At 50.8% G+C, this 25,958-nt stretch carries 25 protein-coding genes and 3 tRNA genes; 1 reads left to right on the plus strand and 27 read right to left on the minus strand.

All coding sequences use genetic code 11. The features are described 5' to 3' along the window. The 24 genes from rpsS to PsAD46_RS21885 all read right to left on the minus strand — a co-directional run bounded on the left by rpsS (position 1) and on the right by PsAD46_RS21885 (position 23,135). Positions 1–279 carry a 30S ribosomal protein S19 gene (rpsS, locus tag PsAD46_RS21770; RefSeq protein ID WP_057463435.1) on the minus strand — a complete coding sequence of 93 codons (279 nt, stop codon included), beginning with the start codon at positions 277–279 and terminating at the stop codon, positions 1–3. Positions 280–291: 12 nt separating this feature from the next. Then, positions 292–1,125 carry a 50S ribosomal protein L2 gene (rplB, locus tag PsAD46_RS21775; protein ID WP_057463436.1) on the minus strand — a complete coding sequence of 278 codons (834 nt, stop codon included), beginning with the start codon at positions 1,123–1,125 and terminating at the stop codon, positions 292–294. Between the two features lie 13 nt (positions 1,126–1,138). Beyond that, a complete protein-coding gene (locus PsAD46_RS21780; RefSeq protein WP_057463437.1) occupies positions 1,139–1,432 on the minus strand; it encodes a 50S ribosomal protein L23 in 294 nt (97 codons plus the stop codon). After that, positions 1,432–2,049, minus strand: a complete 618-nt coding sequence (rplD, locus tag PsAD46_RS21785; protein ID WP_057463438.1) for a 50S ribosomal protein L4 — start codon at positions 2,047–2,049, stop codon at positions 1,432–1,434. Before rplD ends, PsAD46_RS21780 begins: the two co-directional genes overlap by 1 nt. Further along, the gene (gene rplC, locus PsAD46_RS21790) at positions 2,049–2,765 is read right to left on the minus strand and encodes a 50S ribosomal protein L3 (protein WP_057463439.1); all 717 of its coding nucleotides are present in this window, start codon (positions 2,763–2,765) and stop codon (positions 2,049–2,051) included. Before rplC ends, rplD begins: the two co-directional genes overlap by 1 nt. Before the next feature lie 21 nt (positions 2,766–2,786). Further along, positions 2,787–3,095, minus strand: coding sequence for a 30S ribosomal protein S10 (gene rpsJ / locus PsAD46_RS21795; protein ID WP_008547405.1), 309 nt, complete (start codon positions 3,093–3,095; stop codon positions 2,787–2,789). Positions 3,096–3,164: 69 nt separating this feature from the next. Then, positions 3,165–4,340, minus strand: coding sequence for an elongation factor Tu (gene tuf, locus PsAD46_RS21800; protein ID WP_063289481.1), 1,176 nt, complete (start codon positions 4,338–4,340; stop codon positions 3,165–3,167). 48 nt (positions 4,341–4,388) lie between these two features. Beyond that, on the minus strand, positions 4,389–6,464 hold the full coding sequence (gene fusA / locus PsAD46_RS21805; RefSeq protein ID WP_063292675.1) for an elongation factor G: 2,076 nt from the start codon (positions 6,462–6,464) through the stop codon (positions 4,389–4,391). A gap of 24 nt (positions 6,465–6,488) precedes the next feature. After that, on the minus strand, positions 6,489–6,959 hold the full coding sequence (gene rpsG, locus PsAD46_RS21810) for a 30S ribosomal protein S7 (protein WP_057464825.1): 471 nt from the start codon (positions 6,957–6,959) through the stop codon (positions 6,489–6,491). A gap of 16 nt (positions 6,960–6,975) precedes the next feature. Then, positions 6,976–7,347, minus strand: coding sequence for a 30S ribosomal protein S12 (gene rpsL / locus PsAD46_RS21815; RefSeq protein WP_057464826.1), 372 nt, complete (start codon positions 7,345–7,347; stop codon positions 6,976–6,978). A gap of 581 nt (positions 7,348–7,928) precedes the next feature. Further along, entirely contained in the window at positions 7,929–8,693 is a 765-nt protein-coding gene (locus PsAD46_RS21820) for an SDR family oxidoreductase (RefSeq protein ID WP_206599643.1), read from the minus strand. Between the two features lie 196 nt (positions 8,694–8,889). Beyond that, positions 8,890–9,192, minus strand: coding sequence for a hypothetical protein (locus PsAD46_RS21825; protein WP_057464828.1), 303 nt, complete (start codon positions 9,190–9,192; stop codon positions 8,890–8,892). Positions 9,193–9,414: 222 nt separating this feature from the next. After that, complete coding sequence (gene rpoC / locus PsAD46_RS21830; protein WP_063289483.1) at positions 9,415–13,617, minus strand: DNA-directed RNA polymerase subunit beta'; 4,203 nt, start codon at positions 13,615–13,617, stop codon at positions 9,415–9,417. A gap of 101 nt (positions 13,618–13,718) precedes the next feature. Further along, positions 13,719–17,861, minus strand: a complete 4,143-nt coding sequence (rpoB, locus tag PsAD46_RS21835; RefSeq protein WP_057464830.1) for a DNA-directed RNA polymerase subunit beta — start codon at positions 17,859–17,861, stop codon at positions 13,719–13,721. 202 nt (positions 17,862–18,063) lie between these two features. After that, positions 18,064–18,432, minus strand: a complete 369-nt coding sequence (gene rplL / locus PsAD46_RS21840; RefSeq protein WP_063289484.1) for a 50S ribosomal protein L7/L12 — start codon at positions 18,430–18,432, stop codon at positions 18,064–18,066. Between the two features lie 60 nt (positions 18,433–18,492). After that, the gene (rplJ, locus tag PsAD46_RS21845; RefSeq protein ID WP_063289485.1) at positions 18,493–19,011 is read right to left on the minus strand and encodes a 50S ribosomal protein L10; all 519 of its coding nucleotides are present in this window, start codon (positions 19,009–19,011) and stop codon (positions 18,493–18,495) included. A gap of 341 nt (positions 19,012–19,352) precedes the next feature. Further along, on the minus strand, positions 19,353–20,048 hold the full coding sequence (gene rplA, locus PsAD46_RS21850; RefSeq protein ID WP_063297947.1) for a 50S ribosomal protein L1: 696 nt from the start codon (positions 20,046–20,048) through the stop codon (positions 19,353–19,355). 6 nt (positions 20,049–20,054) lie between these two features. Continuing rightward, complete coding sequence (gene rplK, locus PsAD46_RS21855) at positions 20,055–20,483, minus strand: 50S ribosomal protein L11 (protein WP_057464834.1); 429 nt, start codon at positions 20,481–20,483, stop codon at positions 20,055–20,057. A gap of 121 nt (positions 20,484–20,604) precedes the next feature. Beyond that, a complete protein-coding gene (gene nusG, locus PsAD46_RS21860; protein WP_057464835.1) occupies positions 20,605–21,138 on the minus strand; it encodes a transcription termination/antitermination protein NusG in 534 nt (177 codons plus the stop codon). A 39-nt stretch (positions 21,139–21,177) separates the two neighbouring features. Beyond that, positions 21,178–21,369, minus strand: a complete 192-nt coding sequence (gene secE, locus PsAD46_RS21865) for a preprotein translocase subunit SecE (protein WP_057464836.1) — start codon at positions 21,367–21,369, stop codon at positions 21,178–21,180. A 119-nt stretch (positions 21,370–21,488) separates the two neighbouring features. Further along, positions 21,489–21,564 (minus strand) — tRNA-Trp (locus tag PsAD46_RS21870). A gap of 111 nt (positions 21,565–21,675) precedes the next feature. After that, positions 21,676–22,851: an elongation factor Tu gene (gene tuf, locus PsAD46_RS21875; protein WP_063289481.1), complete on the minus strand. Its 1,176-nt coding sequence runs from the start codon at positions 22,849–22,851 to the stop codon at positions 21,676–21,678. A gap of 106 nt (positions 22,852–22,957) precedes the next feature. Next, positions 22,958–23,031, minus strand: a tRNA-Gly gene (locus PsAD46_RS21880). Between the two features lie 19 nt (positions 23,032–23,050). Next, positions 23,051–23,135, minus strand: a tRNA-Tyr gene (locus tag PsAD46_RS21885). Positions 23,136–23,557: 422 nt separating this feature from the next. Between PsAD46_RS21885 and PsAD46_RS21890 the strand changes: the two genes are divergently transcribed. After that, positions 23,558–24,436, plus strand: coding sequence for an RNA methyltransferase (locus tag PsAD46_RS21890; protein ID WP_063304104.1), 879 nt, complete (start codon positions 23,558–23,560; stop codon positions 24,434–24,436). A 220-nt stretch (positions 24,437–24,656) separates the two neighbouring features. Here the strand turns inward: PsAD46_RS21890 and PsAD46_RS21895 are convergent, their stop codons facing one another. The 3 genes from PsAD46_RS21895 to PsAD46_RS28760 form a co-directional block, all read right to left on the minus strand. Continuing rightward, positions 24,657–25,238, minus strand: a complete 582-nt coding sequence (locus tag PsAD46_RS21895; RefSeq protein ID WP_063304103.1) for a hypothetical protein — start codon at positions 25,236–25,238, stop codon at positions 24,657–24,659. Between the two features lie 121 nt (positions 25,239–25,359). Further along, positions 25,360–25,788 carry a response regulator transcription factor gene (locus PsAD46_RS21900; protein WP_343229280.1) on the minus strand — a complete coding sequence of 143 codons (429 nt, stop codon included), beginning with the start codon at positions 25,786–25,788 and terminating at the stop codon, positions 25,360–25,362. Continuing rightward, complete coding sequence (locus PsAD46_RS28760) at positions 25,789–25,911, minus strand: hypothetical protein (protein ID WP_275078124.1); 123 nt, start codon at positions 25,909–25,911, stop codon at positions 25,789–25,791. Positions 25,912–25,958 lie beyond the last annotated feature (47 nt).

Genomic DNA, 25,958 nt, shown 5'->3' on the forward strand with positions numbered 1-25,958 from the left:
CTACTTCCTCTTTGACTTTTTGTCAGCGCCATGGCCGTAGTAGGTACGAGAAGGAGCGAATTCGCCCAACTTGTGCCCAACCATGTCTTCACTGATCAAAACAGGAATGTGCTTTTGACCGTTATAGACGCCAAAAGTCAACCCCACAAAGTGCGGCAGAACGGTAGAACGTCGGCTCCAGGTCTTAATGACCTCATTCCGGCCGGATTCACGAACCTTATCCGCTTTCTTCAGGAGGTAACCGTCAATAAACGGCCCTTTCCAGATCGAACGTGCCACGATCCGTTCCTCTTACTTCTTACGCGCGTGACGAGACCGAACGATAAACTTATCGCTGGACTTGTTACTGCGTGTGCGCTTGCCTTTGGTCGGCTTGCCCCAAGGGGTAACCGGATGACGTCCACCGGAGGTGCGACCTTCACCACCACCATGTGGGTGATCGACAGGGTTCATCGCAACACCACGAACGTGTGGGCGACGACCCAGCCAACGGGAACGACCAGCCTTACCAAGGTTGATGTTCGCGTGGTCCTGGTTGGATACCGCACCAACGGTAGCCATACAGGTGCCAAGAACGCGACGCTGTTCACCGGAAAGCAGACGGATGACTGTGTAACCAGCATCACGACCAACGATCTGAGCGTAAGCACCAGCTGAGCGAGCAATCTGCGCGCCTTTGCCTGGCTTCATCTCGATGTTGTGGATGATGGTACCCACTGGAATAGAAGCCAGAGGCATAGCGTTGCCTGGCTTAATATCCACAGCTTCACCAGCTACAACCTTATCGCCAGCAGCAAGACGCTGTGGTGCAAGGATGTATGCCTGCTCGCCATCATCATAAGTGATGAGAGCGATGAAAGCGGTGCGGTTTGGATCGTATTCCAGACGCTCAACAGTACCGACAACGTCGAATTTACGACGCTTGAAGTCGATCAGGCGGTAGGTACGTTTGTGACCACCACCAATGTTGTTCGCAGTCTTACGACCGTGGTTGTTACGACCACCGGACTTGGACAGACCTTCAGTCAATTTCTTGACTGGCTTGCCTTTCCAAAGATCAGAACGGTCTACCTGGACCAGCTGACGACGGCCAGGAGATGTCGGATTAAATGTCTTAAGTGCCATTTTGTCCTACCCCTTACAGACCGGTCGTCACGTCGATGGACTGACCATCTTCCAGAGTGACCACAGCTTTTTTGAAGTCGTTCTGTTTGCCGACAACACCTTTGAAGCGCTTGGTTTTACCCTTGCGAACCAGTGTGTTGACTGCTTTGACTTTTACGCCAAACAGAGCTTCAACAGCTGCTTTGATTTCCGGTTTTGTTGCAGTGAGAGCAACCTTGAAAACAACCTTATTCTCTTCAGAGGCAAAAGTAGCTTTCTCGGTGATCACCGGAGATACGATTTTGTCGTAGTGAACGAGCTTGCTCATTAGAAGCGCTCCTCCAAAGCTGCAACTGCCGCTTTGGTCAGGACCAGCGTATCACGACGAAGAATGTCGTAAACGTTGATACCCTGTACCGGCAGTACATCTACGAGTGGAATGTTACGAGTAGCCAAACCGAAGTTTGCATCTACCTCAGAACCGTCCACGAACAACGCACTGTTCAATCCGAGAGAACCGAGCTGGTCCTTCAGAGCCTTGGTTTTGGCTTCTGCTGATTTCGCGTCTTCAACAACAACAAGGTTGCCAGAAGCTGCTTTTGCAGACAGAGCATGCTTCAGACCCAGAACACGAACTTTTTTAGGAAGCTCATGAGCGTGCTCACGCACAACTGGACCAAATGCCCTACCACCACCACGGAACTGAGGTGCTTTACGGTTACCGTGACGTGCGCCGCCAGAACCTTTCTGGCGTACGAATTTTTTGGTGGTACCATTAACTTCGGAACGACCCAAAGTTTTATGTGTACCAGCCTGGCGCTTTGCAAGCTGCCAGCGAACAACACGCTGGATTAGGTCGATACGTGGCTCGAGACCAAAGATCTCGTCAGACACTGTGATCGAACCCGCTGCGTTACCGCCGAGGGTTTTAACCTCGAGTTCCATCACTCACCTTCCTTCCCGGCTTCAGCCGCTGCAATAGCAGAGTTCTGACGGAATGCACCTGGTACAGGAACGTTCTCTGGCAGAGCCTTCTTAATTGCATCACGAACCAGGATCCAACCGCCTTTAGAGCCAGGTACAGAACCTTCAACCATGATCAGACCACGTTCTACGTCAGTACGTACAACTTTCAGGTTCTGAGTGGTTACGCGTTCAGCACCGAGGTGTCCGGCCATTTTCTTGCCTTTAAACACCTTACCTGGATCCTGACACTGACCGGTAGAACCGTGCGCACGGTGTGAAACAGACACACCATGAGAAGCGCGACCACCACCGAAGTTGTGACGCTTCATCGCACCAGCAAAGCCCTTACCGATAGAGGTGCCGGTTACATCCACGAACTGACCGTTAAGGAAGTGGTCAGCTGTAAGCTCAGCACCAACTTCGATCAAGTTCTCTTCAGAAACACGGAACTCAGCGAGTTTGCGCTTAGGCTCAACTTTTGCAACTGCAAAGTGGCCACGCATCGCGCGGTTCGTGTTCTTAACTTTTGCCGCACCTACGCCCAACTGAAGCGCAGTGTAGCCGTTCTTGTCTGCCGTCCGGTGAGCAACAACTTGACAGTTGTCTAGACGCAGTACTGTAACGGGCACGTGTTCGCCTGCCGCGTTATAGATACGGGTCATACCCACCTTCTGTGCGATCACTCCAGAACGCATTACTGTGTCCCCTTGCCGCACTTAGAGCTTGATCTCGACATCAACGCCAGCAGCCAGGTCGAGCTTCATCAAAGCATCTACTGTCTGTGGTGTTGGGTCGACGATGTCCAAAAGACGCTTATGAGTGCGCATTTCGAACTGATCACGGCTCTTTTTATCAACATGCGGTCCGCGAAGTACTGTGTACTTCTCAATCCGCGTCGGCAACGGAACTGGTCCACGCACTTGTGCGCCGGTCCGTTTCGCCGTGTTCACGATTTCCTTAGTGGAAGCGTCAAGAACACGGTGATCAAACGCCTTCAGGCGGATCCGTATATTCTGACCGTTCATGACTAATCCTTAACTGAGCAAGGCAACTGCGGTTTAACACAAGATCAAACCGCAGTTCGAACTCAATTCTTATTCGATGATTTCAGCTACAACACCAGCGCCGACGGTACGACCGCCTTCACGGATAGCGAAGCGCAGACCATCTTCCATAGCGATTGGTACGATAAGTTCAACTGAAACAGCAACGTTATCACCAGGCATCACCATTTCTGTGCCTTCTGGCAGAGAAACAACACCAGTCACGTCAGTCGTACGGAAGTAGAACTGTGGACGGTAGTTGGTGAAGAATGGAGTATGACGCCCACCCTCTTCCTTGGTGAGGATGTATGCCTCAGCCTTAAACTTAGTGTGAGGAGTAACGGAACCTGGTTTACAAAGAACCTGGCCACGCTCAACATCTTCACGACCAACACCACGGATCAATGCACCGATGTTGTCGCCAGCTTCGCCCTGATCGAGCAGCTTGCGGAACATTTCAACACCAGTAACAGTGGTCTTAGATGTGTCTTTAACGCCAACGATCTCAACTTCGTCACCAACGTGAACGATGCCACGCTCTACACGACCGGTTACAACAGTACCACGGCCAGAGATAGAGAACACGTCTTCGATCGGCATCAGGAATGGCAGATCGCGTGGACGGTCAGGAGTTGGGATATAGTCGTCAACTGCAGCCATCAGCTCTACAATTTTGTCTTTGCCGATCGCGTCATCGCGGTCTTCAAGAGCAGCAAGTGCAGAACCAGCAATGATTGGAATATCATCGCCTGGGAATTCGTAGGAAGAAAGAAGTTCACGAACTTCCATTTCTACGAGTTCAAGCAGTTCTTCGTCGTCAACCTGGTCAACTTTGTTCATGAAGACAACCAGAGCAGGCACACCAACCTGACGAGCGAGCAGGATGTGCTCGCGTGTCTGAGGCATTGGGCCGTCTGCAGCGTTAACAACAAGGATCGCGCCGTCCATCTGTGCAGCACCAGTGATCATGTTTTTCACATAATCAGCGTGGCCTGGGCAGTCAACGTGTGCGTAGTGACGAGCTTCGGTTTCATATTCAACGTGTGCTGTTGAAATAGTGATACCGCGAGCACGCTCTTCAGGAGCGCCATCGATTTCGTCGTATGCTTTAAAATCACCGAAGGATTTAGTAATCGCTGCGGTCAGTGTAGTTTTACCGTGGTCAACGTGGCCAATTGTGCCGATGTTGACGTGCGGCTTATTACGTTCAAATTTTTCTTTAGCCATCGGATCTCTCCGTTCTCTCTTGAATCCCTTTGACTGGTCTAATGAGGTTTAGGCGTATTTCGCCATAACCTCGTCAGCAACAGCCTGCGGGACTTGGTCGTAATGATCGAACACCATGGAATACTGCGCACGTCCTTGGGACATGGAACGCAAGTTGTTCACGTAACCAAACATGTTGGCCAGCGGAACCATAGCAGTGATAACGGTCACGACACCGCGGTTTTCGGTACCGGCGATTTGTCCACGACGGGAATTCAAATCACCAATCACGTCACCCATATAGTCTTCTGGAGTGACAACCTCAACCTTCATGATAGGTTCCAGAAGCTTTGGACCTGCTTTAGCCACAGCTTCGCGGAAACCAGCACGACCTGCGATCTCAAATGCGAGCACAGACGAGTCAACATCATGGTAAGCACCGTCAGTGAGGGTAGCTTTAATGTCGACCATCGGGAAGCCAGCAAGTGGACCAGAGGACATGACGGATTCGATACCTTTGGATACACCAGGGATGTATTCCTTAGGAACGTTACCGCCAACAATCGTGTTAGCAAACTCAAAACCTTCACCAACAACATTTGGTTCGATAGAGAGTTTGATGCGAGCAAACTGACCAGTACCACCGGACTGCTTCTTGTGGGTATAATCCACATCAGCAGGCTTGGTAATGGTTTCACGGTAAGCAACCTGAGGTGCACCGATGTTTGCTTCAACCTTGAATTCACGCTTCATGCGATCAACAAGGATGTCCAGGTGAAGTTCGCCCATACCAGCAATGATTGTCTGGCCGGACTCTTCATCTGTCTTCACGCGGAAGGACGGATCCTCAGCAGCCAGGCGATTCAGGGCAAGGCCCATCTTTTCCTGGTCACCTTTGGTTTTAGGCTCAACAGCGATCTCGATAACCGGATCCGGGAACTCCATGCGTTCCAGAATAACAGGCTTCAGAGGATCACAAAGCGTATCACCAGTGGTCGTGTCCTTCAGGCCTGCGATAGCCACAATGTCGCCTGCATAGGCTACATCAATGTCATCGCGGGAATTTGAGTGCATCTGCATCATGCGACCAACGCGTTCGCGCTTGCCCTTAACAGTATTCAGCACGGATGAGCCTTTATTCAGCACACCAGAGTAAATACGTGCGAAGGTCAAAGAACCAACGAACGGATCGTTCATAATTTTAAATGCGAGCATACCAAGCGGCTCTTCGTCAGAAGATTCGCGTGTGGTTTCTTCTTCAGTCTTGGCGTCGATACCTTTAATCGCCGGCACTTCAACCGGGTTAGGAAGGTAATCTACAACAGCATCAAGAAGAGGCTGAACGCCTTTGTTCTTGAATGCTGTACCGCACAATACTGGAACGAAGTTGCCAGCAATGGTACCCTTACGAATAAGCTCTTGAAGCTTTTCGTTGGATGGCATTTCGCCTTCCAAGTATGCTTCAGTAGCTTCTTCTTCTACTTCTACAGCGATCTCGATCAGTTTTTCGCGGTATTCAGCAGCTTGGTCAGCGAGATCTTCTGGAATATCCAGCTCATCCCAGCTTGCTCCAAGAGCTTCACCGTTCCAAACCAATGCTTTCATCTTCAGCAGATCGATAACACCAGCAAATTCGCTTTCAGCGCCGATCGGCAGCTGAACACAAGCTGGGGTCGCACCAAGACGTTTCTCGATCATTTCTACACAGCGGAAGAAATCAGCACCGAGCTTGTCCATCTTGTTGACGAAGATCATGCGTGGAACGTTGTACTTATCAGCCTGACGCCATACGGTCTCAGTCTGAGGTTCAACACCAGCATTCGCATCGAGAAGTGCAACTGCACCATCAAGAACACGCAGGGAACGTTCAACTTCAATCGTGAAGTCAACGTGACCTGGAGTGTCAATGATGTTCAGACGCTTACCGTTCCAGTGGGCAGTCGTAGCAGCTGAAGTAATGGTAATACCACGCTCCTGCTCCTGCTCCATCCAGTCCATGGTAGCTGCACCATCATGAACTTCACCGATTTTATGGGACTTACCAGTGTAATACAGAATACGTTCTGTAGTGGTCGTCTTACCAGCATCGATGTGAGCCATGATACCGAAGTTACGGTAGTCCTCGATTTTGTGCGTACGTGACATAGCGTCAGCCTCTATCCAGGGTGATTACCAACGGTAGTGCGAGAATGCACGGTTAGCTTCAGCCATCCGGTGAGTATCTTCGCGCTTCTTAACGGAGTTACCACGGCCATTCGCAGCATCCAGCAGTTCACCGGACAGACGACCAACCATTGTGGTTTCGTTACGACCGCGAGCTGCAGAAATCAGCCAGCGGATAGCAAGTGCCTGACGACGCTCTGTACGAACTTCGACTGGAACCTGATAAGTTGCACCACCAACACGACGGGAGCGAACTTCAACCTGTGGCATAACGTTTTCGAGCGCCTGATGGAACATCTCGAGTGGGCTAGCCTTAGCCTTAGATTCGATCGCATCGAATGCACCGTATACGATGCGTTCTGCGGTGGATTTTTTACCATCGAGCATTACTGCGTTCATGAACTTAGTAACGACGATATCTCCGAACTTAGGATCCGGAATAACTTGACGCTTTTCAGCGGCGTGACGGCGGGACATATCGGTCTATATCCTATTATTTCGGACGCTTAGCGCCATACTTGGAACGACGCTGTTTACGATCTTTAACACCCTGGGTGTCAAGAACGCCACGGATGATGTGGTAACGAACACCAGGCAAATCCTTTACACGACCACCACGGATCATGACAACGGAGTGCTCTTGGAGGTTATGACCTTCACCCGGGATATAACCAATAACTTCAAAGCCATTGGTCAAACGGATTTTTGCCACTTTACGAAGCGCTGAGTTAGGCTTCTTAGGAGTGGTTGTATATACGCGAGTACACACGCCGCGCTTCTGCGGGCACGCTTCCATCGCTGGAACTTTGTTCCGCTTCGCCGGCACTGTACGCGGCTTACGGATCAACTGGTTGATCGTTGGCATAATTTGCCCTTTAACTACTTTTGCTCTTCGACCGGACGCAGTTTCTGGTAGACATACGCATGCGCACCAAATCCACGAACGATTATTCGTGAAGGGCACCGCGAAACCAGAGGACCACGGACGGATCCGCGGTCTTGCATTCGACTTGTATTCGCCTTTGAACCCGACAACGTTTAAGCTTCAGTACTCCGAGGCGAGGCGCCTCAGGAGAAGGACATTGCTTACTGCTTGCCATAAGGTTGCCGGAACCTACTCATCAGGACACTGTTCGTCAAGTCCCTTCCAAGAGATTCTTGGCCCCAGCCTCTCAGATTCATACGGTGTATCCCAAGATTCGCGTAGATTCAGCAATTTCCTCTCGGAAGACGTCAAAATTTGGAGGCGCTTAAGTGTTCATTGCAGTTTGACTCTGAAGATTAAAAGGAAGTTAAGCACATCCCTACTCTGACTCATCGTCATTTCCGCAGGTCATTTGATTCTTGCTGCTTTAACTCAAATTCAATTACGCCCCTTAAGTGCAAATACTGCCACAGGGCGAAGGCACGTCATCGCCTCAAGTCTCAAGCACCCAACACACCCAGTTAGGGAGCAAGGCCGCCGGCAACCGTCAGTGTCGTCCCACTCACGAATCCTGCCCCGGATGATCCAAGCCAGACAGCAGCCTCTGCAATATCTGAAGGCTCGGCTATACGACCAAGAGGTGTTGCAGCAGCAACAAGGGCCGGGCGATCAGGATTTCCCTCCCGCTGGTGCATGTCGGTCGCAGTTGTTCCCACACGGATCGCATTCACCCGAATGCCGAGGGGCCCAAACTCTTTACCTGCACCAACCGTCAATGTTTCCACTGCACCTTTTGAAGCGGCGTAGTGAACATACTCCCCTGGGCTCCCCATCACGGCGGCAATCGAAGACATATTTACAATCGCACCACCAGAACCACCTTCGTCAATCCTCATGCGTTTAGCTACTTCTTGCATGCAATAAATCATGCCGAACACATTGGTCTGAAAAGTCGAAACCAACGCCGAGCTATCCAAGTCCACTAAGGAGGACGATCCCCCTATGATACCAGCATTGTTCACGAGGCAAGTGATCGGCCCGAGGCTATCATCACAAATGACAAACATCTGACGCACGGCCTCAAGATCAGCAACATCCGCAGCAACAGCAATCGCGCGAACGCCAACCTCCTTGCATCGCCGGACAGTCTCTTCCGCTCCGGCCTCATCAAAATGATAGTTCACACAGACATCATAACCAGCTTCGGCAAAAGCAACCGCGGTGGCCTGACCAATGCCCTTGCTGGCACCTGTTACCAATGCAGTCTTCGAAGTAGCATTCCCCAAGAACGTTCGCTCCATTTAAATCTGGCTTCAACTGCAAAGCCAAAAGATCACTGTACTCACAAGTCAGGCAAGATCACTACATTTTTAAAGCCACCCAGCAAAGAGGCATTTACACCTCTCTTTTTTCCCAAAACGCAAAAAAGGAGAGGTAACCCTCTCCTTTCCAAAATCCAAAATCGGATCATCAGTTCAATTTTTAGAACGTGATCACTGAAACATTGCCTGCCAGTGCATCTTTATAAGGCTGAACGAAGAATTCTTCCTCCGGAGTTTCCGTGATGTATCCCAGCTGATCAAGAGCTGCATCCACGAAACCCTGTTCACCCAACGCTTCAACGGCACGGCGAACTGCACCATCGTCATCAGGCGCGGTCACCATTACGTGGAACGGAAGACCATCTTCTTCTTCACCGTCCTCCTCTTTCCAGGCACGGCCCATAATCAGGTAGACAACTGGAGGGGTGTCATCACCATTTTCTTCTTCAATCTGATCAGACATTTTATTTCCTTCATCACGCACTCAATCAGTCCAGCCCGACCGAAAGGATGCGTTTCAATTCAAAACACCAGACGTATCTGCCAAGATGTCTCAGCTTCCAAAATCAGATACGCGTCTTTCTTGTTAGTGGCAGGTCAGCAGGTCGCCACAAGCAACCATCTGCCATAAACGGAAAAGCCGCCCCGAAGGGCGGCTTGACCTCAATTTAGATTTTGCAGCTCACTAGAACTGACCGTCACGGCTGAAATCTTCCAACATGGAGTCCGCAGTTCCAGCAGTAGAAGCTGAACGGCGAGCGTCCTGGATGAGATCATCACGCAATGTCGCAATCTTACGAGTGCGGTTCATCGCCCCGCCTGTACCCGCTGGGATCAGACGACCAACAATCACGTTCTCTTTCAGACCGTCCAGTGGATCGATCTTACCGAAGACAGCTGCTTCAGTCAGAACACGCGTTGTTTCCTGGAACGATGCAGCAGAGAAGAACGAACGAGTCTGCAAGCTTGCCTTCGTGATACCCAGAAGAACTGGAACACCCTTGGCAGGATCACGTGCATTATCAATCGCACGCTGGTTAGCTGCATCAAATTCGATCTTATCGACCTGCTCACCAGAGAAGTACTCTGTTTCGCCCGGATCAGTGATCTCAACCTTCTGGAGCATCTGACGAACAATCACTTCGATGTGTTTGTCGTTAATGCCCACGCCCTGCAGACGATAAACTTCCTGGATCTCGTTAACGAGGAAGGCAGCCAGTGCCTCTACGCCCTTAATCGCAAGAATGTCATGCGGTGCCGGGTTACCATCAACAAGGTATTCACCCTTCTCGATAGTGTCCCCTTCCTGCAGGTGGAAGTGCTTGTTCTTCTGGATGAGGTACTCAACAGGCTCCAGGCTCTCATCGGTAGGATCGATGATGATGCGGCGCTTGTTTTTGTAATCTCGGCCAAAGCGGATCGTACCGTCAAGCTCAGCGATAATCGCGTGATCTTTCGGACGACGTGCTTCGAACAGTTCAGCAACACGTGGCAGACCACCGGTGATGTCTTTCGTTTTTGCAGATTCCAGAGGAATACGTGCAAGAACGTCACCAGCAGAAACCATGTCACCTGGCTGCACGGACAGAATAGCGTCAACGGAAAGCAGGGAACGAGCATCGCCACCGCGAGCCAGTTTCTTGATCTTGCCGCTGTCATCCTGAATAACCATCGCAGGCTTCAGATCAGCGCCACGCTGAGAAGAACGCCAGTCGATAACAACACGCTTGGTGATACCGGTCGCTTCATCAGCAGTTTCCTGCATAGAAGAACCATCCACCAGATCTTCAAAGCCAACACGACCGGAAAGTTCTGTCAGGATCGGACGAGTGTACGGATCCCATTCAGAAATACGATCACCGCGCTTGATGACGTCACCTTCGTCAACGAAGATTTTACCACCGTAAGTCAGACGATGCGTAGAACGCTCATTACCGTCACTATCTACGATAATGATGGACATGTTACGTGCCATAACAATGTTGTTGCCATCAGAGTCGCGAACCACATTACGGTTGCGCATCTTCACGGTGCCTTCAAAGTTGGATTCAATGAAGGAGCTATCAACAACCTGTGCCGTACCACCAATGTGGAACGTACGCATGGTCAACTGAGTACCAGGCTCACCAATGGACTGCGCAGCAATAACACCAACAGCCTCACCGATGTTCACCGGAGTACCACGTGCAAGGTCACGGCCATAACAGGTCGCACATACACCAGTCTTGGTTTCACAAGTCAGCACGGAGCGGATCTTGACCATCTGGACCTTGGCAGCTTCAAGAAGCTCCACGTCCTTCTCGTCAATCATACGTCCCTTAGGAACGAGCACTTCGCCAGTCTTGTTGTTGCGGATGTCTTCAGCCGCAGTACGGCCAAGAACACGCATACCAAGGGTCGCGATCACGTTACCAGCATCAACGATTGGCTGAACGGTAATGCCACCGGTGGAACCACAGTCAACTTCAAGAATGATGCTGTCCTGTGCAACGTCCACGAGACGACGTGTCAGGTAACCGGAGTTCGCAGTTTTCAACGCCGTATCGGCAAGACCCTTACGGGCACCGTGGGTGGAGTTGAAGTACTCGAGAACCGACAGACCTTCTTTAAAGTTCGCGATAATCGGGTTTTCGATGATGGAACCATCTGGTTTCGCCATCAAACCGCGCATACCGCCGAGCTGCTTCATCTGCGCTGGAGAACCACGCGCACCGGAGTGAGCCATCATGTAAACAGAGTTCATCTGTTTCTGACGACCTGTGTCCTCTTCGAACTCAGTCGCAGAGATGCGGCCCATCATTTCATCAGCGACTTTGTCAGTACACTTCGCCCAGGCGTCAACAACCTTGTTGTACTTCTCGCCCTGAGTGATCAGACCGTCGTTGTACTGCTGTTCGTATTCAGTCACCAAAGTGGTGGTGCTTTCAACGAGTGTCGCCTTGGCATCAGGGATAACCATGTCATCCTTACCGAAGGAGATACCAGCACGACATGCGTTTTTGAAGCCAAGCTGCATAACCCGGTCACAGAAGATAACGGTCTCTTTCTGGCCACAAGCACGATAAACCGTATCGATCATCTTGGAGATGTCTTTTTTGGTCATCAGCTTGTTACAGGCGTCGAACGGTACTTCGAAGTGCTTCGGCAGCAGCTCTGCAATCATCAGACGACCAGGAGTGGTCTCGTGGATTTCAGAGGTTGGGTTACCCAGCTCATCAACAGACTTGAAGCGGCCACGGATCTTGGAGTGAACAGTGATAACACCGTTTTCCAGCGCGTGGTGCAACTCACCCATGTTACCGAAGGCCATGCCTTCACCTGGCTCACCATCTGCCATAATGGACAGGTAGTAGAGGCCAAGAACAATATCCTGGGACGGTACGATGATCGGACCACCGTTCGCCGGATGCAGAATGTTGTTGGTGGACATCATGAGAGTACGGGCTTCAAGCTGCGCTTCCAGAGAAAGCGGAACGTGAACAGCCATCTGGTCACCATCGAAGTCAGCGTTAAACGCGGAACAAACGAGTGGGTGCAGCTGGATAGCCTTACCTTCAATCAGGGTAGGTTCGAAGGCCTGAATGCCAAGACGGTGAAGCGTAGGCGCACGGTTCAGAAGAACCGGATGCTCGCGGATCACTTCATCAAGGATATCCCAAACTTCCGGACGCTCTTTTTCAACGAGCTTCTTCGCCTGCTTAACAGTGGAAGAATAACCCTTTGCATCGAGGCGGGAATAGATGAACGGCTTGAACAGCTCAAGCGCCATCTTCTTCGGCAGACCACATTGGTGCAGCTTCAGTTCAGGACCCACAGTAATAACGGAACGACCGGAGTAATCCACGCGCTTACCGAGAAGGTTCTGACGGAAACGACCCTGCTTACCCTTCAGCATGTCTGAAAGGGACTTCAAAGGACGCTTGTTAGCACCCTGGATCACACGACCACGACGACCATTATCGAACAGCGCATCTACAGATTCCTGCAGCATACGTTTTTCGTTACGAATAATGATGTCAGGCGCTTTAAGCTCGATCAGACGCTTCAGACGGTTGTTACGGTTGATCACACGACGATAAAGATCGTTGAGATCAGACGTAGCAAAACGGCCACCATCCAGCGGAACCAGCGGACGCAGATCCGGTGGAATCACAGGAACAACGGTCAGAATCATCCATTCAGGACGGTTTCCAGACTCGATGAACGCTTCAACAACCTTCAGACGCTTCGCCAGTTTCTTAGGCTTCAGCTCTGTGGTTGCTTCTGCAATTTCCTGACGGATCTTTTCAGATTCACGCTGCAGATCCATGCTGGCAAGGATTTCACGGATCGCCTCAGCACCAATCATAGCAGTGAAGCTGTCTTCACCGTATTCGTCCTGAGCGGCAACAAACTCTTCTTCAGAAAGCAGCTGACGCAGCTTCATAGGAGTAAGGCCTGGCTCAATAACAACGTAGTTCTCAAAGTACAGGATGCGCTCAAGATCCTTAAGCGTCATATCCAACAGCATGCCGATACGGGATGGCAGCGACTTCAGGAACCAGATATGCGCAACGGGAGCTGCAAGCTCAATGTGGCCCATACGTTCACGGCGTACACGGGACAAGGTGACTTCTACGCCACACTTCTCACAGATAACGCCTTTATATTTCATGCGCTTATACTTACCGCACAAGCACTCATAGTCCTTGATAGGACCGAAAATCCGAGCACAGAACAGCCCGTCGCGCTCTGGCTTGAAAGTTCTGTAGTTGATCGTCTCCGGCTTTTTGATCTCACCGAACGACCAGGACAGAATTTTCTCCGGGCTGGCGATCGAGATGCGGATATGATCGAAGGTCTGTGCGGGAGCCTGTTGATTGAACAGGTTCATGACCTCTTGCGACATCAGCTCTCTCCTAAAATGCGCAGGTCGGGGAGCGTGCTAATAAGCAGGCTCCCCTCTTCCGGCATGAATACATGACTTACAGCGAAATACCTTGAAAGGTCTTATTCCGCGGCATCGATTGCTTCAGCGTCATCATTGGCTTTCTGACGCGGTTCCTTATCCTGCAACTCGACATTGAGGCCCAGGGAACGCATTTCCTTGACGAGAACGTTAAAGCTCTCAGGAATACCCGCCTCAAATGTGTCGTCACCCCGGACGATAGCTTCATAAACCTTGGTACGACCTGCCACGTCATCAGACTTAACAGTGAGCATTTCCTGCAAGGTGTACGCTGCGCCATAAGCTTCCAGCGCCCACACTTCCATCTCACCGAAGCGCTGACCACCGAACTGCGCCTTACCACCCAGCGGCTGCTGAGTAACAAGAGAGTAAGGTCCGATAGAACGCGCGTGGATCTTATCGTCAACCAAGTGGTGAAGCTTGAGCATGTAGATGTAACCCACAGTGACCTGACGGTCGAACTGTTCACCGGTACGTCCGTCATACAATGTAGACTGACCGGATGGCTTCATCTCAGCAATGTTCAGCATGTCAACAACGTCAGGTTCACGTGCACCATCAAAGACCGGAGTCGCGATGGAAACGCCATGACGCAGCTGCTCACCAAGTTTAGCAATGCCTTCGTCGTCGTATTCCTGAACCGGCTCACCCTTGATGTTGTCGCCGTAGATCTCAACGACCTTGCCACGAAGCTGCTCGATCTCGCCAGACTTACGATATTCGTCGTAAAGCTCGCCGATCTTCTGCCCCATGCCGGCACAAGCCCAGCCAAGGTGTGTTTCAAGAATCTGACCAACGTTCATACGGGATGGAACGCCGAGTGGGTTCAGAACAATATCAACGTGTTGACCGTCATCCAGGAATGGCATGTCTTCACATGGGTTGATTTTGGAAACCACACCCTTGTTACCGTGACGACCAGCCATCTTATCACCAGGCTGAATCTTACGCTTAACCGCAACGAAGACCTTAACCATCTTCATCACGCCAGGTGGCAACTCATCACCACGCTGCAGCTTCTCAACCTTGTCGATGAAGCGCTGTTCCAGACGCTTACGGCTCTCATCATAAGAACCACGAAGCGCTTCCAGCTCGCTCATCAGCTGCTCGTCTTCGACCGCAAACTGCCACCACTGAGAACGTGGGAATTCGTTCAGAACGTTTCCGTCGATCTCAACACCCTTGCGGAAGTTCTTCGGACCACCAACAGTCACATGACCCATGATCATCTCAGCCAGACGGCCATAGACGTTACGGTCAAGAATTGCCTGTTCGTCGTCGCGGTCTTTCGCAAGACGTTCAATCTCTTCGCGTTCGATAGCCATTGCGCGTTCGTCTTTTTCAACGCCGTGGCGGTTGAATACACGAACTTCAACAACAGTACCGGATACACCTGGAGACAGACGCATGGATGTGTCGCGAACGTCAGAAGCTTTCTCACCGAAGATCGCACGCAGAAGTTTTTCTTCTGGTGTCATTGGGCTTTCACCCTTTGGAGTGATCTTACCAACGAGAATGTCGCCTGGTTTCACCTCAGCACCAACATAAACAATGCCGGCTTCGTCAAGGTTCTTCAGCGCTTCTTCAGAAACGTTAGGAATATCGCGAGTGATTTCCTCAGGGCCAAGCTTCGTATCACGCGCCATCACTTCGAATTCTTCGAGGTGGATGGAGGTGAAGACGTCATCGCGAACGATACGCTCGGACAGAAGGATGGAATCTTCGAAGTTGTAGCCGTTCCAAGGCATGAACGCGACCATAACGTTACGGCCAAGCGCCAGATCACCCAGATCAGTCGAAGGACCGTCTGCAATGATATCACCCTTACGAACCCGATCACCTACGTTCACCAGCGGACGCTGGTTGATACAGGTGTCCTGGTTGGAACGCTGGAACTTCATCAGGCGGTAGATGTCTACGCCAGACTTGGAAGGATCCAGATCTTCTGTCGCACGAATAACGATACGTGTTGCATCAACCTGGTCAACCACACCGCCGCGACGTGCGCCAATAGCAGCGCCAGAGTCACGAGCAACGATTGGTTCCATACCGGTGCCAACAAATGGAGCCTGTGCACGAACGAGCGGCACAGCCTGACGCATCATGTTGGAGCCCATCAATGCGCGGTTCGCATCATCGTTCTCAAGGAACGGAATGAGCGACGCAGCAACGGAAACCAGCTGCTTCGGAGACACATCCATCAGATCAACGCGATCAGAGGTGACCAAGATGTTTTCACCCGCATGACGACACTGAACCAGGTCGTTCACGAAGCTACCATCTTCGTTCATCTCAGCGTTCGCCTGAGAAACATAGTACTTGCTCTCTTCCATAGCGGAGAGATAGACAACGTCTTTCGTCACAAGGCCATCAATAACGCGGCGGTATGGGCTTTCAATAAAGCCATACTTGTTCACACGTGCAAAAGTTGCCAGTGAGTTGATCAGACCAATGTTCGGACCTTCCGGTGTTTCAATCGGGCAGATACGACCATAGTGTGTTGGGTGAACGTCACGAACCTCAAAGCCTGCGCGCTCACGGGTCAAACCACCAGGCCCAAGCGCTGAAAGACGACGCTTATGCGTCACTTCAGACAGTGGGTTGGTCTGATCCATAAACTGAGACAGCTGGGAAGAACCGAAGAACTCACGTACAGCTGCTGCAGCAGGTTTTGCGTTGATCAGATCCTGAGGCATCACAGTGTCGATCTCAACGGAGCTCATACGCTCCTTGATCGCACGTTCCATGCGCAGCAGGCCAACACGGTACTGGTTTTCCATCAGTTCGCCAACGGAGCGAACACGACGGTTACCAAGGTTATCGATGTCATCGATTTCGCCGCGACCATCACGAAGATTAAGCAGCAGGCTGATCACTGACAGGATATCGTCTTTACGCAGAACACGAACAGTATCTTCACACTCAAGGTCAAGACGCATGTTCATCTTCACGCGGCCAACCGCGGAAAGGTCATAGCGCTCAGCATCGAAGAACAGAGACTGGAACATAGCCTCTGCAGTCTCAATGGTTGGCGGCTCACCAGGACGCATAACGCGGTAGATGTCAAACAGAGCACCTTCGCGGCCGTCATTCTTGTCAGCAGCCAGCGTGTTGCGGATGAAAGGACCAACGTTAACGTAGTCGATATCCAGAACAGGCAGATCGTGGTAGCCACGCTCGATCAACTCATGAAGAAGCTTTTCAGTCAGCTCTTCACCAGCTTCAGCATATATCTCACCAGTACGCGTATCAACAATGTCTTCGGCAAGGTACTGGCCAAACAGATCATCATCAGTACCCTTAAGAGATTTAACACCCTTTTCAGTCAACTGACGGATTGTGCGAGCGGTAATTTTCTTACCAGCTTCAACAACCACTTCACCGCTGGCAGCATCAACCATATCGGCAGTTGCTTTAGTACCCTTAAGTCGAGCACCATCGAACGGTACGGACCAGCTGTTTTCGCCGTTACGTACGTAGTCGATACGGTTATAGAAGGTATTGAGAATCTCTTCGCTATCAAGACCAAGCGCCATCAACAAAGATGTCACAGGGATCTTACGACGGCGGTCGATACGTGCGTGGACAATGTCCTTAGCATCGAATTCGATATCGAGCCATGAACCACGGTAAGGGATCACACGTGCAGCAAACAGAAGTTTACCGGAAGAGTGGGTCTTACCTTTGTCATGGTCAAAGAATACACCCGGGGAACGGTGCATCTGAGACACGATAACGCGTTCTGTACCATTGATCACAAAGGTACCGTTATCGGTCATGAACGGAATATCGCCCATGTAGACATCTTGTTCTTTGATGTCTTTAACCGATTTTGCGCCAGTATCTTCATCCACATCAAACACGATGAGGCGAAGCGTAAGCTTCAGTGGCGCAGCGTAAGTCATATCACGCTGGCGGCACTCTTCCACATCATACTTTGGTGCTTCAAATTCGTAATCTACGAATTCAAGAAGGGAATTGCCTGCAAAATCCGAAATGGGGAATACGGACTTAAATACGGCCTCTAGGCCTTCGTCAACGCGGTTATCTTCAACCTTATCAACTTGCAAGAATTGGTCATAAGACGCCTTCTGCACTTCGATAAGGTTTGGCATAGCCGCTACATCGCGGATGGATCCGAAGTATTTACGGACCCGCTTGCGACCGTTGAACGTCTGCGTCATTGTCGCTCCTCGTATCACTCAAGGTGACGGTTCAGAAAAACGACGCCCTGCATGGCAGAAAACGTAGCTTCTCAGAACCGTCCACAATAGGGCGCTGTTCAGGCACCCTCCCCCGTTGGGACGTTTACCCCGGCCGGGAAACCCGCCAGGGTACGGAAAAGGTCCCGGATTACTCCGGGACCAATATCTGAAGAACTCAGGATTACTTGAGTTCTACTTTTGCACCAGCTTCTTCGAGCTTCTTTTTCAGCTCAGCAGCTTCGTCTTTAGAAACTGCTTCTTTAACAGCTTTTGGAGCGCCTTCTACGAGCTCTTTAGCTTCTTTCAGGCCAAGACCCGTGATCGCACGCACTTCTTTGATCACGTTGATTTTCTTCGCGCCAGCATCAGCCAGGATCACGTCGAATTCAGTCTGTTCTTCAGCAGCTTCAGCAGCTGGACCAGCAGCAGCAACAGCTACAGGAGCAGCAGCGGAAACGCCCCACTCTTCTTCGAGCAGCTTGGAAAGCTCAGCAGCTTCCATAACGGTCAGTGCGGAGAGTTCTTCTACGATCTTTGAGAGATCAGCCATTTTTCAGTACCTTGTTGTTCGAACCGTTTTCGGTTTTGACAAAAATTATGTGGTTCCGCCTTACGCGGCTTGGTCCTTCTCGGCGTACGCATTGAAGACGCGAGCAAGTTGCCCGGCCGGTGCGCTCGTAACCATGGCCATACGGGTCGCTGGGGTCTGAAGCATACCCACCAGCTTGCCACGAAGCTCGTCCAGAGACGGCATCGCTGCCAGTGCTTTAACACCAGCAGTATCCAGGTTAGTTGAACCAAGAGCACCACCAAGGATTACGAAATTTTCGTTAGCCTTAGCGAAGTTAGCAGCAGCCTTAGGCGCAGCAACTGGATCGTCAGAGTAGACGATGACAGTTGGGCCTGTGAACAGGTCGCTGATATGCTCTAGTTCAGTGCCTTGAAGGGCAAGCTTGACAAGGCGGTTTTTAGCAACCTTTACGGTACCACCAGCTTCACGAGCATCAGCACGCAGCTGAGTCATCTGAGAAACTGAAAGGCCCGCATAGTGCGCAACAACTGCAACGCCAGTGTTCGACAACACTTCGTTGAAATCGCTGACGAACTTTTGCTTATCCGCTCTTTCCACTTGCCTTCTCCAGTTGGCAGCAATTCTCATTGCCGCCGGTTTGCCTTTGCCGCATCAAAGTTGGGCTAACCCAACCTCGACAACGACGATTAGGGTCCTGTCCCCTTACGCGCCGGAGAGACGCAGCAAGGCAATTTGGTTCGAACCGCAAGGTTGAATTGCATTTTGCATATCAACCAAATCAGTTCTTCTCCATCTATGCAGGCCTTTCTTATCAAAAACTTAAACCAACAAACGTTGGCACCTGCAGTCTCGGACAGGGATGCCGAAGGACCATAACAGTCTTTCAGCGGTAAAACCTCCCACATAAAAGCGGGAGGTAACTCTTATAGGCGAGGTGTTTACTCGGTAATAGAACCAAGATCAACCTTCACGCCAGGTCCCATCGTGGATGAAAGGGCTACGCGCTTAACGTAAGTACCTTTTGCACCTGATGGCTTAGCTTTGATCACTGCATCAACGAACGCTTTCACGTTCTCTTCCAGCTTGGAAGCTTCGAAAGAAGCTTTGCCAACGCCAGCGTGAATGATACCAGCTTTTTCAACGCGGAACTGTACAGAACCACCTTTGGCGTCTTTAACAGCCTTGGTCACGTCAGGGGTCACAGTACCAACCTTAGGGTTAGGCATCATGCCGCGAGGACCGAGAACTTTACCAAGACGACCAACGAGTGGCATCATGTCAGGAGTTGCGATGACGGTATCGAAGTTGATGGTACCGCCCTGAACTTCTTTAACCAGCTCTTCAGCACCAACAATGTCTGCGCCAGCAGCTTTTGCTTCATCAGCTTTCGCATCACGAGCAAATACAGCAACGCGTACAGTTTTACCGGTACCGTTTGGAAGAACACATGCACCACGGACCATCTGGTCTGCGTGACGTGGGTCAACACCAAGGTTGATTGCAACTTCGATGGTTTCGTCAAACTTGGCAGTGGAGCCAGACTTAACAACACCAAGAGCTTCGCTTACTGCGTACTCTTTGTTACGATCAATACCTTCGCGAGCAGCTTTAATGCGCTTACCTACTTTAGCCATGATACTTTACTCCGTAACTTCCAGACCCATGGAACGGGCGGAGCCTTCGATCATCAGCATTGCTGCTTCGATGTCGTTAGCGTTGAGATCTTTCATCTTAGCTTCTGCGATTTCACGAACCTGAGCTTTAGTCACGGACGCAATGGTACCGCGACCAGCAGTTGCTGAGCCAGATTTGACTTTTGCAGCTTTCTTAAGGAAGAAAGAAGCCGGAGCTGTCTTAACTTCAAAAGTGAAAGACTTATCGGAGTAATAAGTAATGATGGTTGGGCAAGGAGCACCTTTCTCAACATCCTGGGTCTTAGCGTTAAACGCCTTACAGAATTCCATGATGTTCAGACCGCGCTGACCCAGCGCAGGACCAATTGGTGGGGATGGTGTAGCAGAACCTGCTGGCACCTGAAGCTTTAAGTAGCCGTCAATCTTTTTCGCCATAATTCTCTCCAGAATGGATCTGTGAAATCACGCCAAGCGCATTTCACTGGATAAGAGAGCGGGCGGTCTGGCTTCCAGCACACCGACGAAAGTGCGCTTCACCTGCCGCCCCATCCCGGACTTAACCGACTTTGTCGACCTGTCCGTATTCAAGCTCAACCGGGGTAGCCCGGCCGAAGATGGACACTGTCACTTTCAGACGTGCCCGTTCCTCATCGACTTCCTCGACGAGACCAGAGAAGGAAGCAAACGGGCCATCGCTGACGCGAACCTGTTCACCAACTTCAAAGCTGACAGAAGGTTTCGGAGCTTCGACACCTTCCTGAACCTGATTAAGAATACGCTGCGCTTCAGCCTCAGAGATCGGCATCGGCTTCTTGTCGTTACCGAGGAAGCCGGAAACTTTCGGCGTATCGTTGATCAGGTGATAAGCATCGTCGCTCATCTCCATCTTCACCAGAACGTATCCTGGGAAGAACTTACGCTCAGCATCAACTTTGCGACCGCGACGTACCTCTACGAATTTCTCGGTCGGAACCAGAACTTCGTCAAATGAATCTTCAAGACCCTGCTGCTGAGCTCTTTCTTTAATCGCTTCAGCAACTTTACGCTCGAAGTTCGAATAAGCGTGCACAATATACCAGCGCTTAGCCATCTTAAATCCTGTTCCTACTAGAAATGCCTGTAAGGCTATTTAGAAGCCAAGCAGTAAACTGATACCCCAGCTCATCAGCTGGTCAGCAGCAAGAAAGAACATCGCCGCCAGGAAAACCATCACGAAGACCATTAACGTGGTCACGCCAGTTTCCTTACGCGTCGGCCAAGTTACCTTCGCAGTTTCAGAACGAACTTGCTGGATAAATGTAAAAGGATTGGTTTTTGCCATCCGGTCCCGGCCCATTACACGACAGGTGGGCGCGTAGATTCTTCCACGCACCCTATCCCTGAAAAACTCTTCATATGCCACCAACTTCGATTAATCAAGATTTTTCTCAACCAAAGAGATGGCAGGGGCAGCAGGGCTCGAACCCGCGACCTACGGTTTTGGAGACCGTCGCTCTACCAACTGAGCTATACCCCTACAAAGTCCCAAGCATGGGACAAAACTTTTTTCCGACCAATAATCAACTCACTGGAAGGAACCGTACCGCAATAACCACCGCGGCACGATATGTAAAGACTTTAAAAGCCTTTATTCGATGATTTCTGCTACCACACCAGCGCCGACGGTACGACCGCCTTCACGGATAGCGAAGCGCAGACCATCTTCCATAGCGATTGGTACGATAAGTTCAACTGAAACAGCAACGTTATCACCAGGCATCACCATTTCTGTGCCTTCTGGCAGAGAAACAACACCAGTCACGTCAGTCGTACGGAAGTAGAACTGCGGACGGTAGTTGGTGAAGAATGGAGTGTGACGTCCACCCTCTTCCTTGGTGAGGATGTATGCCTCAGCCTTAAACTTAGTGTGAGGAGTAACGGAACCTGGTTTACAAAGAACCTGGCCACGCTCAACATCTTCACGACCAACACCACGGATCAATGCACCGATGTTGTCGCCAGCTTCGCCCTGATCGAGCAGCTTGCGGAACATTTCAACACCAGTAACAGTGGTCTTAGATGTGTCTTTAACGCCAACGATCTCAACTTCGTCACCAACGTGAACGATGCCACGCTCTACACGACCGGTTACAACAGTACCACGGCCAGAGATAGAGAACACGTCTTCGATCGGCATCAAGAATGGCAGATCGCGTGGACGGTCAGGAGTTGGGATATAGTCGTCAACTGCAGCCATCAGCTCTACAATTTTGTCTTTGCCGATCGCGTCATCGCGGTCTTCAAGAGCAGCAAGTGCAGAACCAGCAATGATTGGAATATCATCGCCCGGGAATTCGTAGGAAGAAAGAAGTTCACGAACTTCCATTTCTACGAGTTCAAGCAGTTCTTCGTCGTCAACCTGGTCAACTTTGTTCATGAAGACAACCAGAGCAGGCACACCAACCTGACGAGCGAGCAGGATGTGCTCGCGTGTCTGAGGCATTGGGCCGTCTGCAGCGTTAACAACGAGGATCGCGCCGTCCATCTGTGCAGCACCAGTGATCATGTTTTTCACATAATCAGCGTGGCCTGGGCAGTCAACGTGTGCGTAGTGACGAGCTTCGGTCTCATACTCAACGTGCGCAGTGGAGATAGTGATACCACGTGCGCGCTCTTCAGGAGCACCGTCAATTTCGTCATATGCTTTAAAATCACCAAAAGATTTAGTAATCGCAGCAGTCAGCGTAGTTTTGCCGTGATCAACGTGGCCGATTGTGCCGATGTTGACGTGCGGCTTATTACGTTCAAATTTTTCCTTCGCCATGGGCGTAGCTCTCTATTTAATCGTAGTTCCGTCGATCAAGGCTTGAAGCCAATAAAAGACCCCAAGGATTCTGTTAGGATACCTTCAGCAAAGAGCGAGAAGAGATTGGAGCGGGTGAAGGGAATCGAACCCTCGTATTCAGCTTGGAAGGCTGCTGCTCTACCATTGAGCTACACCCGCATTACCAATTTCAAGTCGATGGTGGAGGAGGTTGGATTCGAACCAACGTAGGCATAGCCAGCGGATTTACAGTCCGCCCCCTTTAGCCACTCGGGCACTCCTCCGAGATCGACCAAAATTCTCTAAAAGAGAACTTTTTGAAACTCGTTTTGCCAAACACGCCGCTTAACCGCTAAGCAGTTGCGCCGCGTCCTGTGGCGCGGTTTATGCCGCTGAGAACGCCATCTGTCAACGCCTCTTTTGCATGTGCCTGTGCAAAATCAACAAGGCAGTTAGTTTTCCCCCTTTTTTGTCGGAGAACTAACCGACGGAATCTACGTATGACCTTGCTAAATCACAGCTCTTCTCACCAAACCCGGCAATTTTGGTGCAAATTCTTTTTTTGGCAAAATGAAAAGATTACACACATGAACACCCTCTCAAATTCACTGGACCTGCTCTTTTTATATAAGCAGCAAAAAAGGAATGTTTAGCCTCCCCTCTTTATTCCCTTGAAGCGAAAACATCACCGGAGTATCGAGAGGCTATGAGCAACTTTAAAAAACAAAAGAGCGCAGGCGGCAACCGCTGGAGCCCTGAGCAAAGCCCAGAGCGAGGCAATGATCGCCCCCATAAGAAAAGCCGGCCCGATGGAAAACCGTCTGGTGGATTTTCAAAGGGCAAGCCCTGGCTGAAGAAATCAGCTGCTGAAGACGGCCCTTTCTATATATATGGACTTCACACCATTGAAGCCGCCTTTAGAAATCCGGAACGCACTCGGCACAAGCTCCTCATAACGCAAAACGCATTACGGCGGCTGGAAGAGCGCAATCTGAAGATTGACGTTCCGGTTGAAGAAGCTAGCCCCCGCGATATCGACAAGCTGGTTGGCAAAGATGCCGTCCATCAGGGCGCTGCGCTGCTGGTGGATGCCCTTCCTGAATATGGACCGGAAGAACTCCAGGACGGTCAGCTCGTTCTGGCACTCGATCAGGTCACCGATCCGCACAATGTCGGCGCTATCCTACGTTCCGCTGTCGCCTTGAGTGCTGACGCTGTTGTCACCACCCGCCGTCACGCACCTGAAGAAGGCCCGGTCCTTGCCAAAACAGCAAGTGGCGCGCTGGATATGATCAAACACGTCCGCGTCCCGAACATGTCTCGTTTTGTCGATGAAATGAGAGACAAAGGCTATCAGGCAATCGCACTGGACAGCGAAGGCCCGAACTCCGTCGAAAACACAACATTCACGGATAAGACCCTGCTGGTCCTCGGCTCTGAAGGAAAAGGTGTACGTGAAGGCGTCCGCAAAAACTGCGACGCCCTCGCCCGCCTGGACATGCCAGGAGAGATCAAGTCCCTCAACGTCTCCAACGCAGCGATCCTGTCCCTCTACGTCGCCCGCATGAAAATGGGGCTGTCCTAACCGACAGCCTCCGGGTCTGCACCTACAGCATATCCCGAAAAGTAGAAACCGGTTTTCAGATAGAGGCACGCAAAAACAAAGACTAGAGCAGTTCATGCGTTTCAGCTAAAAGCGAACAGCTTTAAACTCAAACAAAAGTCGCGTCTCAAGTAGCAACCACAAACCGCATGAAGCAAAAATTCTATAGCGGGTTATGTATCCATCTTTGTTGGGATCCACCTTATATAGACAGCTTGGACGCAGGCGTAAATTTGAAGCTATAGCCCCCATCCAGCCAGCGTTGAAAACGATTCTGAGTATAGTGATCACTCACTTCGTAATGCGTAACGCAGCCAACCTTAGGAATGTCTGGGGCATCACCAAGCAAAGCCATATCTAGTGTCATGCAATTAGCATGGTAGATATGAACACTGCCGCCATCCTCTTTTTGCAGATAGGCAGTGTGTACAACCGCACCTACCTGATCATCGATGAAGTTGATGATGCCTGATCCGGTTATCTTTGTATGGTCAAAATATTTCTGCGTGTTTGAAGCAGTGATGCCCATTTTATCTGAGAAGCCAAGCGGATAACCACCTACTTTTGCTCCGCTCATGAGTTCCTGCTTGAAATGGTTTGAGATTTTCCCTTCAAGCACGCCCACTTTCAGAGCAAAATTATAGCAAACCTGAGGATGCCAGCCTTCTGGCTTCTTAGCGAAGTCAGAAGCAATCTTTTTTTGAAGCTGCGCACTCGTGACAGGATTACTTACTCCCTGGTGAGCTTCGTGCGGTTTGAACAACCTACCAAAACTAATACGCATATTTCACTAACCTTATAAACAAAGCCTATGGCACGAAGCCAATGCGAAGAGAGCTTTCCAATACGCTACTGTTCTCGCATCGGGCTGACCATGAAGCTGAAACTTTGCCAGTTAGTTGAGTTTAGCTGAGTAGCGCCACCTCCATGATGCGCAGTGTGATAGTCAGATCTTTAAGTATGCGCCTTACACATATAAGCCCACCGCCAGCGACATTATCGTCTTTGGTCACAACGTGCCCACGGCTGCTGATCAAGCTCTCAAGAACCAGCAGTTCATGCCTTAGCAAGGGCAAGGCCACCGCGTTGACCGTGGTTGTTCGAGATTTAACGTTATAGGAAAGACTGCCGACAGTTTCAGTTTTACCAAACACGGAGCCTGACCGGCGCAACAAAGCCCGCATTCTTGCGACAAGCTCAGACATCGCAAACGGCTTGATCAGATAATCATCCGCTCCAGCCTCCAACCCATCAATTCGATCTTCAATTGCATCATGGGCGGTCGGCATAAGAATAGGCAGATCGCTGCCTTCCTCCCGAAGGGATGAAATAATTTAAATCGCATCTCCATCCCGCAACATTCGATCAGCAATTAACCCGTCAAACATCTCAGAGCTCATGAGCATTTGCGCATCTTCAACACGTCCACGCTGATCTACCGAAAACGCAGCAGCCACTAAGGCCTTTTCAATTTGCTGAGCGATACATCTTTCATCTCACAGTA

The sequence above is a fragment of the Pseudovibrio sp. Ad46 genome (assembly GCF_001623065.1).
GTDB lineage: Bacteria > Pseudomonadota > Alphaproteobacteria > Rhizobiales > Stappiaceae > Pseudovibrio.

Excerpts from the sequence above, each read along its gene's own strand:
- rplB (WP_057463436.1), bottom strand. The coding sequence starts at position 1,125 with ATGGCACTTAAGACATTTAATCCGACATCTCCTGGCCGTCGTCAGCTG.
- PsAD46_RS21780 (WP_057463437.1), bottom strand. The coding sequence starts at position 1,432 with ATGAGCAAGCTCGTTCACTACGACAAAATCGTATCTCCGGTGATCACC.
- rplD (WP_057463438.1), bottom strand. The coding sequence starts at position 2,049 with ATGGAACTCGAGGTTAAAACCCTCGGCGGTAACGCAGCGGGTTCGATC.
- rplC (WP_057463439.1), bottom strand. The coding sequence starts at position 2,765 with ATGCGTTCTGGAGTGATCGCACAGAAGGTGGGTATGACCCGTATCTAT.
- rpsJ (WP_008547405.1), bottom strand. The coding sequence starts at position 3,095 with ATGAACGGTCAGAATATACGGATCCGCCTGAAGGCGTTTGATCACCGT.
- tuf (WP_063289481.1), bottom strand. The coding sequence starts at position 4,340 with ATGGCTAAAGAAAAATTTGAACGTAATAAGCCGCACGTCAACATCGGC.
- fusA (WP_063292675.1), bottom strand. The coding sequence starts at position 6,464 with ATGTCACGTACGCACAAAATCGAGGACTACCGTAACTTCGGTATCATG.
- rpsG (WP_057464825.1), bottom strand. The coding sequence starts at position 6,959 with ATGTCCCGCCGTCACGCCGCTGAAAAGCGTCAAGTTATTCCGGATCCT.
- rpsL (WP_057464826.1), bottom strand. The coding sequence starts at position 7,347 with ATGCCAACGATCAACCAGTTGATCCGTAAGCCGCGTACAGTGCCGGCG.
- PsAD46_RS21825 (WP_057464828.1), bottom strand. The coding sequence starts at position 9,192 with ATGTCTGATCAGATTGAAGAAGAAAATGGTGATGACACCCCTCCAGTT.
- rpoC (WP_063289483.1), bottom strand. The coding sequence starts at position 13,617 with ATGTCGCAAGAGGTCATGAACCTGTTCAATCAACAGGCTCCCGCACAG.
- rpoB (WP_057464830.1), bottom strand. The coding sequence starts at position 17,861 with ATGACGCAGACGTTCAACGGTCGCAAGCGGGTCCGTAAATACTTCGGA.
- rplL (WP_063289484.1), bottom strand. The coding sequence starts at position 18,432 with ATGGCTGATCTCTCAAAGATCGTAGAAGAACTCTCCGCACTGACCGTT.
- rplA (WP_063297947.1), bottom strand. The coding sequence starts at position 20,048 with ATGGCTAAAGTAGGTAAGCGCATTAAAGCTGCTCGCGAAGGTATTGAT.
- rplK (WP_057464834.1), bottom strand. The coding sequence starts at position 20,483 with ATGGCGAAAAAGATTGACGGCTACTTAAAGCTTCAGGTGCCAGCAGGT.
- nusG (WP_057464835.1), bottom strand. The coding sequence starts at position 21,138 with ATGGCTAAGCGCTGGTATATTGTGCACGCTTATTCGAACTTCGAGCGT.
- secE (WP_057464836.1), bottom strand. The coding sequence starts at position 21,369 with ATGGCAAAAACCAATCCTTTTACATTTATCCAGCAAGTTCGTTCTGAA.
- tuf (WP_063289481.1), bottom strand. The coding sequence starts at position 22,851 with ATGGCGAAGGAAAAATTTGAACGTAATAAGCCGCACGTCAACATCGGC.
- PsAD46_RS21890 (WP_063304104.1), top strand. The coding sequence starts at position 23,558 with ATGAGCAACTTTAAAAAACAAAAGAGCGCAGGCGGCAACCGCTGGAGC.
- PsAD46_RS21895 (WP_063304103.1), bottom strand. The coding sequence starts at position 25,238 with ATGCGTATTAGTTTTGGTAGGTTGTTCAAACCGCACGAAGCTCACCAG.